General features: G+C 65.4%; 10 protein-coding genes and 1 pseudogene. 10 read left to right on the top strand and 1 reads right to left on the bottom strand.

What is annotated here, in order from left to right; genetic code table 11:
- The 10 genes from ACK5L9_RS16570 to ACK5L9_RS16525 all read left to right on the top strand — a co-directional run.
- A partial coding sequence (locus ACK5L9_RS16570) for an ATP-NAD kinase family protein (RefSeq protein WP_416912561.1) occupies positions 1-1,024 on the top strand: 1,024 nt, incomplete at its 5' end.
- 13 nt (positions 1,025-1,037) lie between these two features.
- Positions 1,038-2,015, top strand: coding sequence for a thiamine pyrophosphate-dependent dehydrogenase E1 component subunit alpha (locus ACK5L9_RS16565; RefSeq protein WP_416912560.1), 978 nt, complete (start codon positions 1,038-1,040; stop codon positions 2,013-2,015).
- A gap of 20 nt (positions 2,016-2,035) precedes the next feature.
- Positions 2,036-3,043, top strand: a complete 1,008-nt coding sequence (locus ACK5L9_RS16560) for an alpha-ketoacid dehydrogenase subunit beta (protein ID WP_416912559.1) — start codon at positions 2,036-2,038, stop codon at positions 3,041-3,043.
- A 1-nt stretch (position 3,044) separates the two neighbouring features.
- The gene (locus ACK5L9_RS16555) at positions 3,045-4,148 is read left to right on the top strand and encodes an acetoin dehydrogenase dihydrolipoyllysine-residue acetyltransferase subunit (RefSeq protein WP_416912558.1); all 1,104 of its coding nucleotides are present in this window, start codon (positions 3,045-3,047) and stop codon (positions 4,146-4,148) included.
- Positions 4,149-4,218: 70 nt separating this feature from the next.
- Complete coding sequence (locus tag ACK5L9_RS16550; RefSeq protein ID WP_416912557.1) at positions 4,219-5,007, top strand: SDR family NAD(P)-dependent oxidoreductase; 789 nt, start codon at positions 4,219-4,221, stop codon at positions 5,005-5,007.
- On the top strand, positions 5,007-5,339 hold the full coding sequence (locus tag ACK5L9_RS16545; protein ID WP_416912556.1) for a carboxymuconolactone decarboxylase family protein: 333 nt from the start codon (positions 5,007-5,009) through the stop codon (positions 5,337-5,339). The genes ACK5L9_RS16550 and ACK5L9_RS16545 overlap by 1 nt, the downstream gene beginning before the upstream one ends.
- 9 nt (positions 5,340-5,348) lie before the next feature.
- Positions 5,349-6,422 (top strand): 2,3-butanediol dehydrogenase, encoded by a 1,074-nt coding sequence (locus ACK5L9_RS16540; RefSeq protein WP_416912555.1) that lies wholly within the window; start codon positions 5,349-5,351, stop codon positions 6,420-6,422.
- Between the two features lie 88 nt (positions 6,423-6,510).
- Positions 6,511-8,427 (top strand): sigma-54-dependent Fis family transcriptional regulator, encoded by a 1,917-nt coding sequence (locus ACK5L9_RS16535; protein WP_416912554.1) that lies wholly within the window; start codon positions 6,511-6,513, stop codon positions 8,425-8,427.
- Between the two features lie 129 nt (positions 8,428-8,556).
- A complete protein-coding gene (locus ACK5L9_RS16530; RefSeq protein WP_416912553.1) occupies positions 8,557-9,258 on the top strand; it encodes an MIP family channel protein in 702 nt (233 codons plus the stop codon).
- 72 nt (positions 9,259-9,330) lie between these two features.
- Positions 9,331-10,734, top strand: coding sequence for a protein adenylyltransferase SelO (locus ACK5L9_RS16525; protein WP_416912552.1), 1,404 nt, complete (start codon positions 9,331-9,333; stop codon positions 10,732-10,734).
- Positions 10,735-11,125: 391 nt separating this feature from the next.
- On the opposite strand, the pseudogene ACK5L9_RS16520 reads toward ACK5L9_RS16525, so the two are convergent.
- Positions 11,126-11,346, bottom strand: a pseudogene (locus tag ACK5L9_RS16520) (IS701 family transposase); the annotation flags it as partial.

Here is an 11,346-nt window from a genome sequence, read left to right as displayed (position 1 = left end):
GCTCATGGCAAAGGTCGGCATCATCGCCAATCCGATTTCGGCGCGCGACATCCGGCGCGTCATCTCCCATGCCGGGAACCTGCCCATCAATGACCGCGCGAATATCGTCCTGCGGATGCTGGCCTCGCTGGCGGCAACCGGCGTGGAAGAGGTGCTGATGATGCCCGAAAACGGCGGCATCCGCTTTCACCTGATGCGCAGCATCGACCGCGAGGAACGGTTGGGCCACTCGGTCTTTCCCCGCATCCGCTATCTGGACATGGAGGTGACGGCAACCGCCGAGGACAGCGCGCGGGCGGCCCGCATGATGTGTGAACAGGGAGTTGCCGCGCTGGTGGTGCTGGGGGGCGACGGCACGAACCGGGTGGTGGTGCAGAATTGCGGCGACACGCCGGTGGCGGGGGTTTCGACCGGCACGAACAACGCTTTCCCCGAATTGCGCGAACCGACGATCACCGGGCTGGCAGTGGGGCTGGCCGTGACCGGACAGGTCGCGCCGGACCGGGCGCTGGTGCGCAACAAGTGGTTGCAGGTCGATATAAATTCACGGCGCGAAATCGCGCTGGTCGATGTCGCCGTGGTGCAAGACCGCTTTGTCGGCGCGCGTGCGATTTGGAAGACTGACGGCTTTCGCGACCTGTTCGTGACATTTGGTCTGCCGCAGGCGATTGGCATGTCCTCGATCGTCGGGCTGACCGACCCGGTGGATCGCCACACGCCCGAGGGGCGCCATGTCGTCATCTCGGGCGACGCGCCACGGGTTCTGTCCGCACCCATCGCGCCGGGGCTGATTGATCGGGTGGGCATCGCCTCGGTCGCGCATATGATGCCCGGTCAGGTGCACCGCCCTTCGACACGTGCGGGCTCGCTGGCCTTCGATGGCGAACGAGAGCTGACCTTTACCGAAACCGACGACGTGGCGGTGCGTCTTGTTACCGACGCCTTCCGCAGCATCGACGTCCCCGCCTGCATGGCCGCCGCGGCCGAGGCCGGGCTGTTCATCCACGACACCAACCGAACCTGAGAGGGAGGATCTCATGTCCAATCCGTTTCCACTGTCCAAGGAGAAATTGCTGGAAGCCTATCGCAAGATGAAAACCATCCGCGATTTCGAGGAACGGCTGCATGTCGATTTCTCGCGCGGGGAAATTCCCGGCTTTGTGCATCTTTATGCGGGTGAAGAGGCCACGGCGGTCGGCATCATGATGCATCTGCATGACCGCGACCGCATCGCCTCGACCCATCGCGGCCACGGCCATTGCATCGCCAAGGGCGTCGATGTGAAGGCCATGATGGCCGAGATTTACGGCAAGGCCAGTGGCTGCTGCGCGGGCAAGGGCGGGTCGATGCATATCGCTGACCTGAGCCAGGGAATGATGGGCGCGAACGGCATTCTGGGCGCGGGCGCACCGCTGGTCTGCGGCGCGGCGCTGGCGGCGCAAAAGCTGGGTCATGACGGCGTGGCGATCACGTTCTTTGGCGACGGGGCGTCCAATCAGGGTACGGTTCTGGAAAGCATGAACCTCGCCGCGATCTGGAACCTGCCGGTGATTTTCGTGGTCGAGAATAACGGCTATGCCGAATCCACCTCGGTCGATTATGCCACCGCATCTGACAGCTATGTGGACCGGGCCACGGGTTTCGGGATGCCGGGGATCACCGTGGACGGGCTGGATTTCTTTTCGGTCTATGAATCGGCGGGCGAGGTGATCAAACGTGCCCGCGAAGGCGCGGGACCGACCCTGCTGGAATGCAAGAATGTGCGCTTCTTCGGCCATTTCGAGGGCGACGCCCAGACCTACAAGGCTCCGGGCGAGAACGAACATAACCGCGCCAATAACGATTGCCTGAAACTGTTTCGCCAGAAGGTGACAGAAGCGGGCGTGATCGAGGCGGCCGAACTGGACGCCATAGACGCCGGGGTTGCCACCCTGATCGAGGATGCGGTCGAGGCGGCCATCGCCGCGCCCATGCCAGCGCCCGAACAACTGACCACCGACGTCTATATCAACTGAGCCGCGAAAGGAGCATATACATGGCACGTATCATCAGCATGAAGGACGCGGTGAACGAGGCGCTGGATCAGGAAATGACCCGCGACCCCACCGTGATCATGATGGGCGAGGACATTATCGGCGGCACCGGCGCGCAGGGCGAAGAGGATGCCTGGGGCGGGGTTCTGGGCGTGTCCAAGGGGTTGTATCACAAGCACCCCAATCAGATGATGGACACCCCCCTGTCCGAAAGCGCCTATGTCGGCGCGGCCATCGGGGCGGCAACGGCGGGGCTGCGGCCCGTGGCGGAACTGATGTTCGTCGATTTCATCGGCGTCTGTCTGGATCAGGTGTTCAATCAGGCCGCCAAGTTCCGTTACATGTTCGGCGGCAAGGCGGAAACGCCGGTCGTCATCCGGGCGATGTGCGGCGCGGGGTTTCGTGCGGCGGCGCAGCACAGCCAGATGCTGACCCCGCTGTTCACGCATCTGCCCGGCCTCAAGGTCGTGTGCCCCTCGAATGCCTATGACACCAAGGGGCTGCTGATCCAGGCGATCCGCGACAATGACCCGGTGATTTTTCTGGAACACAAGAACCTGTATGCCAGCACGGCGGATGTCCCCGAGGAACCCTATACCATCCCTTTCGGCGAGGCGAATATCGTCCGCGAGGGCAAGGACGCGACCATCGTGACCTATGGCCAGACGGTCGGACGCTCGGTCGAGGCTGCCGAAATGCTGAAAAAGGATGGCATCGATGTTGAGGTGATCGACCTGCGCACACTGTCGCCCATCGACATGGACACGGTTCTGGAAAGCGTCGAGACGACCGGGCGGCTGGTCTGCGTCGATGAGGCCAATCCGCGCTGTTCGATCGCGTCGGATGTGGCCGCGACCGTCGCGCAAGAGGCCTTTGACGATCTCAAGGCCGCAATCCAGATGGTGACGGCCCCGCATTCTCCGGTGCCTTTCTCGCCCTCGCTTGAGGATATCTATGTCCCTTCGGTCGAACGCATCGCCCAGGCGGTCCGCAAGACGGTGGAGCACTGACATGAGCCAGATCACCCCGATCCTGATGCCCAAATGGGGCCTTTCCATGAAAGAGGGCAAGCTGGCTGTCTGGCATGTCAGGGAAGGCGATCAGATCAGCCCCGGCGACGAGATCATGGATGTCGAGACCGACAAGATCGCCAATGCCGTCGAGGCCGCCGATGGCGGCCTGTTGCGCCGCATCGTCGCGCCCGAGGGCGAAACCCTGCCCGTCCGTGCCCTGCTGGCGGTGATGGCCCCGGCCTCGGTCGCCGATGACGAGATCGAGGCGTTTGTGACCGCCTATGAGACCCCGGCCGCTGACGACGATGACGCGGATGCAGGCCCGGCCTATCAGTTCGCCGACCTGCCCGCCGGGCGCATCCGCTTTGCCGAACGTCCGGGCGAGGGCGTGCCGCTGCTGCTGATTCACGGCTTTGGCGGCGATCTGGACAACTGGCTGTTCAATATCGACGCGCTGGCCGAAGGCGGACCGGTCTATGCGCTGGACCTGCCCGGCCATGGCCAGTCGGTCAAGACGGCCCGTCCCGCCGATCTGGGGCTGATGGTTTCGACCGTGATCGCCTTTCTGGATCATCTGGGGATCGCCAAAGCGCATCTGGCCGGGCATTCCATGGGCGGCCTGATCGCGGGGCGGCTGGCGGCTGATCACCCCGACCGGGTCGCCTCGGTCACGCTGATCAGCCCTGCCGGGCTGGGGCCGGATATTAATGCGGACTATATCAACGGCTTTGTCCGGGCCGAGGGGCGCAAGGATTTGAAACCGGTGCTGAAGCATCTGTTCCACGACCAGAACCTTGTCAGCCGCGCCCTGGTGCAGGATTTGTTGAAATACAAGCGGCTGGACGGTGTGCGGGATTTCCTGACCGGGCTGTCGGGAAACCTGTTCCCCGACGGGCGGCAGGCCGCACAGATTGCCGATGCGCTGTCGGCCTCGGGCGTGCCGGTGCAGGTGATCTGGGGGCAGACCGACGCCATCATCCCCGCCGCCCATGCGGGTCATCTGAAAGGCGCGCAATCGCATGTGATCGCCGATGCGGGCCATATGGTCCAGATGGAGCAGGCAGCCGAGGTCAACCGGCTGATCCGGGCCTTCACCGGCTGATCACAGGGGCCGCCCACGCTCCCTGGGGCGGCCCCGCTTTTCTGTGAAACGCGGAAGGAAAGGACGTGACATGAGCAATTCAGTCGAAGGCCGCGTGGTCGTCGTCACCGGCGCGGGCCGGGGCATCGGGCGATCCATTGCCACCGGGCTGGCAAGCGCGGGCGCGCGGGTTGTGACCGCCGATATAGACGCGGCCACCGCCAGCGCCACCGCCGCCGAAATCACCGCCGGCGGCGGCAGTGCGACGGGCATTGCCGCCGATGTGACCGACCGCGCCAGCATCCGCGACCTGATCGCACAGACTGTTGCCGCGCATGGCCGGCTGGACGCGATGTTCAACAATGCCGGAATCGCGCAGGTCAGGCCGTTCAACGACATCACCGAGGATGACTGGCACTGCGTCATGGATATCAACGCGATGGGCGTGCTTATCGGGATTCAAGAGGCCAGCAAACAGTTCATCGCGCAGGGCGGAGGCGGCAAGATCGTCAACACTGCCTCGATTGCGGGCAAGCAGGGATACGAGCCGCTGGCCCATTACTCGGCCTCGAAATTCGCCGTGGTCGCACTGACCCAGGCCGCAGCGCGCGCCTTTGGCCCGCACAGGATCAACGTCAACGCGATCTGCCCCGGCGTCGTCGCCACCGACATGTGGAAGCTGATTGACCGGGGATTTCTGGATGAAGGGCTGACAAGCCGCGACAACGAGGCCTTCGAAAGCTATACCGCCGACATCCTGCTGGGCCGCCCCTCGGCCCCGGACGATCTGATCGGCGTGTCGGTCTTTCTGGCTTCGGCCGGGTCGGATTACATGACGGGGCAATGCCTTGTCGTCGATGGCGGGATGGTGCTGGTCTGATGGCGAAGGCAAATGACAGGCTGACCGCCATGAACGCCCGCGCCGTCGCGCTGTACAAGGCCGATGGCAAGACCATGACCGCCTTTCGCGGCCTGATGGAGGCCGCCACGCGCGAGGGCAGTATCCGCCCCGCGATCAAGGAACTGGTCGCCGTGGCCATCGCCGCCGCACGCGGATGCGAGGATTGCATCACCTTTCACATCAGCGAGGCGCGGCGCCACGGCGCAACCCGCGAAGAGCTGGTCGAAATTCTTGCCGTCACGGTCGAGATGTCGGGCGGTCCGGGCACGGTTTACGCGGCCAAGGCCCTGGCCGCTTTCGATGAACTATAGGAGGACAGGATGAAGGCTCTACGTTTCCATGCCGCAAAGGATTTGCGGATCGAGGATATTTCCGAACCCCCGCAGCCGGGGCCGGGTCAGGTGCTGATCCGCAACCGCTTTGTCGGGATATGCGGCACTGATTTGCATGAATACGCTTCGGGGCCGATCTTCATCCCCACCGTACCGCATCCTTTCACGGGCGCGCAGGGACCGCAGGTTCTGGGCCATGAATTTGGCGGCGAGGTTGTGGCGGTCGGCGAGGGCGTCACCAGGGTCGCGCCGGGCGACCGGGTCTCGGTCCAGCCGCTGATCATGCCGCGCGGCGGCGAATATTTCGCGGATCGCGGGCAGCACAACCTGTCAGCCAGCCTTGGCCTCGTGGGGCTGTCATGGGTTTCGGGCGGGATGTCCGACATGGCGCTGCTGAACGAATACAACGTCGAGCCGATCCCCGACAGCATGACCGACGAAGAGGCTGCGCTGGTCGAACCCACCGCCGTTGTCGTTTATGCCTGCGACCGGGGCCGGATCACGGCGGGGGACAGTGTTCTGGTGACGGGCGCGGGGCCCATCGGCATTCTGGCCCTGCTGACGGCGCGCGCCTTTGGCGCGACCCGGCTGTTCGTCTCGGATGTGAACGACACCCGCCTTGCGCTGGCCCGCGATATCGTGCCGGGCGTCGTGACCATCAACGCCGGGTCCGACGACGTGGGTGAGCGTGTGCGCCAGCATACGCAGGACAATCTGGGCTGCGATGTCGCATTGGAATGCGTTGGCAATGACCGCGCGCTGCAATCCTGTCTGGACGCGGTGCGCAAGCACGGGGTCATCGTCCAGACCGGCCTGCATCCCGGCAAGGGCAGCGTGGATTTCTTTCAACTGACCTTCAAGGATGTCGAGATCCGCGGCTCCTGGTGCTATCCGACCCATAGCTGGCCGCGCACCATCGACCTGATATCCTCGGGCGCAATCCCGGCCGCCAAAGTGGTCACGCGGCGTATCGCGTTGAATCAGGCCGTGACCGAGGGGTTCGACGCGCTGCTGGACCCGGCGGGAACCCAGCTTAAAATCCTGATCGATCTGGCGCGGTAACGCCGATCCGTGGCCTGCGGCGACGCTGCCTGTGGCCGGGGCGGCAAAATATGCTATCCTCACGTCGGGGGAGACAAGGGAGGAGCCGATGCAAGCGCCGCCCGACACCGGCTCGCATATCGCCGAGATCATTCGCGTGGCCGAGGGGCATGGCTCGCGACGGGACAAGGACGTGCTGGCCTCTTGGCGGCGCTGCGTGACCCAGCACCGTCTGGATCCGGGCCGCCATGCCGGGCCGCGTATCCTGACGCAGCGCGAATTGCGCCATCACCGGCAGGAATCCGAGGAATTGCTGTGCATCGCCCGGCACGGAATGGAGGATCTATATCGCCGCGTGAATGCGATGGGCTATGTGCTGCTGCTGGCCAACGGGCATGGCGTCGCCGTGGACATGATCGGCGATGCCGAGCTGGACCGCGACCTGCGCCATGCCGGGCTGATCGCCGGTTCCGAGTGGCACGAGGAACATGTCGGCACCAATGGCGTCGGGGCCTGTCTGGCGACGGGAGATGCGATCACCGTGCATCGCAGCGACCATTTCGACATGATGCTGACGCCTCTGTCCTGCACCGCAGTGCCGGTCCATGACACGCAGGGCACACTGCTGGGGGTGCTGGATCTGTCGCATCTGACCGCTCCGCAGGACAAGATCAGTCAGGCGCTGACGTTGGAGGTGATGAAATCCTGCGCGCGGCGGATCGAGATGGCCAATCTGGTGCGCAGCCATCACGGAGACTGGATCCTGCGGCTGAATGCCTCGCCCGAATTTCTGGATGTCGATCCCATGGCGGCGGTGGCTGTGGGGGCCGATGGCCGGATCACCGGCATGACCCGCAACGCGCGCGAGGCCCTGCCCGGCGATGCAGCGCCCGGACGGCTGATCGGGCAGCCACTGGGCGCGGTCTTTGCCTGCGATGTCGATGACCTGCCCAAGCTGTCGCGCGCGCAGGCCCCCATCGACGGCATGCTTGAGGTTCAGGGCGGCGGGCTGATCTATGCGCGTGCCGTGCCTCCGACCTCGCCGCCGCGCCGTGCCATCGACAGCGGTCTGCCCGCCCCGTTGCGGGCGATTCATGGCGGCGATCACGCCATGCAGCGGCTTGCGATGCGCGCCGCCAAGGTCGTGGACCGCCAGATCAGCGTGATCCTGCGCGGCGAGACCGGCACCGGCAAGGAATATGTGGCGCGGGCGATGCATGATTCCTCGCGCCGCCGTGGCCGCTTTGTCGCGATCAACTGCGCCGCACTGCCCGAAGCCCTGATCGAAAGCGAACTGTTCGGCTATGTCCCCGGCGCATTTACCGGCGCCACCGCGCGCGGCGGGCGTGGCCTGATCCGCGAGGCGGATGGTGGCACGCTGTTTCTGGACGAGATCGGCGACATGCCGCTGCCCCTTCAGGCCCGGCTATTGCGCGTCCTGGCTGAACGCGAAGTGCTGCCTGTGGGTGGCACGCGGGCCGAGCCGGTGGATCTGCGCGTGGTTTCGGCGTCACATCGGGATCTGACGGATCTGGTCGCCGAGGGCCGGTTCCGGCAGGATCTGTATTACCGGCTGAACGGGCTGGCGCTGGACATTCCGCCGGTCCGCGACCGCGACGATCTGGACTGGCTGATCGCGCGCATTGCCTTCGCGACCGAAGGTTGCCCCGAATTTTCGGCGGCAGCGATGCAGCGGCTGCGCGCGCATGACTGGCCCGGCAATGTGCGCGAAATCGTCAATCTCTGCACGCTTTGCGCGGCGATCTGCGAAGGCGCGCAGGTGCAGGCGCGGGATCTGCCGCCCGAAATCGGCAGCGCCCGCCCCCGCCCCTCGACCGCGCAGGATGAGGCAACCCGCCTGCGCCGCCTGATCGCGGAATGCGGGGGCAATATCTCGGCCGTATCGCGACGCGCCGGGGTTGACCGCAGTACCATCTATCGCCGGATGCGGCGGCTGGGATTGACGGCGGACGGTGAGAACACGCCCGGCCGGGCGGGCCTTCGCGATCCTGTGGGACGATCCTGAACCCGCAAAAGGCGAACGCCCGCACCAGTTCTGCCGGTTTCCGGTAAATCCGCTATTGATTCTGGCGGCGCTGGTGGCACTGTGGGCGCACGGGGGTTTTCGCACCCCGTCATTTCAGGAGTGATTTTCATGAGCAATAAGGCAATTGCCGAGTTCATCGGCACCTTCATCCTTGTCTTCTTCGGTGTGGGGTCGGCGGTTCTGATGGGCGCGCATATCGGCTTTCACGGCATCGCGCTGGCCTTTGGCGTCTCGATCGTCGCGGCAGCCTATGGGTTCGGGGCCATTTCCGGGGCGCAGCTGAACCCTGCCGTCTCGCTTGGGTTTCTGGCTTCGGGCCGGATGGAGATGTCGGAATTCATCGTCTATTGCATCGCGCAGGTGGTCGGCGCGGTTGCGGCGGCGCTGGTCGTCTATCTGATCGCGTCGGGCAAGGCGGACTACTCGGTTGCCCAGAACGGACTGGGACAGAACGGCTATGGCGAGGGGTATAATGGCGGCTACAGCATGATGTCGGCGCTGCTGTTCGAGTTTGTGGCGACATTCCTGTTCGTGACGGTCATCCTGGGCGCGACGCAAAGCGATGCCCCCCTTGGCTTTGCGGGGCTGGCCATCGGCCTGACGCTGTGCGGCATCCACCTGGTCGGCATCGACGTGACCGGCGTATCGGTGAACCCCGCGCGCTCCATCGGGCCGGCACTGTTCGCAGGGGCAAAGGCCATGGGCCAGTTGTGGCTGTTCATTCTGGCGCCGCTGGCGGGCGGGTTGCTGGCCGGGGTGCTGCATGGTGCCGGAATCACCCGTTCGCCCCATGCCGGTATGACGAACTGAACCACCGGGCGGCGATGCCGCCCCCTTTTCGCGGCCTCAATGCGTCCCTAGATGGGAAGGCAGGAGGCCGCGATGATCCATTTCGACAACAGTTATGCCCGCCTGCCCGAGGGCTTTTTCGCGCGCGTCGCGCCGACGCCGGTGGCCGGGCCGGAGGTACTGGCCCTGAACGCTCCGCTGGCGCTGCGGCTTGGACTGGATCCGGACTGGCTGAGCGGCCCGGACGGGGTGGCGATGCTGGCCGGAAACAAGCTGCCAAAGGGGGCTGAACCCATCGCCCAGGCCTATGCCGGGCATCAGTTCGGCGGCTTTGTGCCACAGCTTGGCGACGGGCGCGCGGTTCTGCTGGGCGAGGTGGTGGCCCCGGACGGCGCGCGCTTTGACATCCAGCTCAAGGGCAGCGGGCCGACGCCCTTTTCGCGCAGGGGCGACGGGCGTGCATGGCTGGGTCCGGTGCTGCGCGAATATCTGGTCAGCGAATTCATGGCGGCGACCGGCGTGCCCACGACCCGCGCCCTTGCCGCCGCAGCCACGGGCGAGACGGTCTGGCGCGAGAACGGCCTGCCGGGGGGCGTGCTGACGCGTGTGGCCTCCAGCCATATCCGCGTGGGCACCTTCCAGTATTTCGCCGTGCGCGGCCAGACCGAAGCGCTGGCGACGCTGACCGCCCATGTCATCGCGCGACATTATCCGCAGGCCGACGGGCCGCTGGCGCTGTTGGATCAGGTGGTGGCGCGGCAGGCCGATACCATCGCGCAATGGATGGGGCTTGGATTTATCCACGGGGTGATGAACACCGATAACATGGCCGTCTCGGGCGAGACCATAGATTACGGCCCCTGCGCCTTCATGGACGGCTTTCACCCCGACACGGTGTTTTCCTCGATCGACCAGGCGGGCCGGTATGCCTGGGCGCAGCAGCCTCAGATCGCCGTCTGGAACCTGGCGCAGCTTGCCACCTGCCTGATCCCGCTGATGGGCGAACGCGAAAAGGCCATCAAGGCTGCAACCGCCTCGGTCCATGGCTTTGCGCCGCAGTATCAGGCGGCATGGCTGCGGCGGTTCGGGGACAAGCTGGGCCTTGGCCCGGAGGCCAAATTGGTGCAGGCTCTGTCCGGGCAGCTGCTGACCCTCATGGCGCGGCAGAGGGCCGATTTCACCCGTGTCTTTGCCGGACTGACGAACGGGCGCGCGCGGGATGAATTTTCCGACCCCGCGCCTTTCGACGACTGGGTTCGCGACTGGCAGTCGCTGACGCCCGACCCCGCCCCGATGGAACAGGCCAACCCGCGCCGCATCCCGCGCAATCACCGGATCGAACAGGCCATCGCCTCGGCCGTGATCGACGACCTTGCCCCCTTTGAGCGGCTGTTCACGGCCCTGATCCGCCCGTACGAGGATCGCGACGAATGGAGCGACCTGGCCTTGCCCCCGCAGCCGCAAGAGGTGGTTCACCAGACCTTCTGCGGCACCTGAGCGGTCCGGCGCAGGCCGGGCTGCGGCGCAGTCTGCCCGAAAGCCTTTGGCGTGACGGCCCCGCCGCTGATTTGCGTCCCGCGACGGCCGGGGGCGCTGCCCAGTCCCACACCGATGCCCAAAAGCCCCCTTCACCTTCGAGCCACGCATCAAGCCCCTTCGGCTTCCGGGGCGGATGACCGGCAGATTTCCTGCAAGGTTCCCGCCGGGTCGCGAGTTTCAAAGCCGGGGCCGTAAAACACCGTCCAGACGGCAAAGAAATGCAAAGCATGGATGGTGAGCGGCCTCGATCAGCAGGCCAAACGCCTCGGCATCACCCGGCAGTCTCTCATCAAGATGTGGATCGTTGATCACCTGCAATGATGATGGGGGCTGGCCGATCCTGCCCTTGAAGGCCGGTCCAGGACCGGCCCTCGAAATGGTCGAGACCAAGCTCCTCCTTGAGTTGCTGGTGCGCCTGTTCGCAGATCCATCGGGCCTTGATGGCGGCGGCACGCGCCTTGAGGGCCGTATCGGCTGGCAGGTTCGAGGTGTCGAATTTCTGATCGCCGGTAGCCCGGCGGTCACAGAGCACCCCGACCTCATCGTCCCCCGGCGTGGCCGGCCCGCGGC

It is taken from the genome of Paracoccus sp. (in: a-proteobacteria), assembly GCF_047973135.1.
Classification (GTDB): domain Bacteria; phylum Pseudomonadota; class Alphaproteobacteria; order Rhodobacterales; family Rhodobacteraceae; genus Paracoccus.
This window is presented reverse-complemented; position numbering and strand designations above follow the sequence as displayed.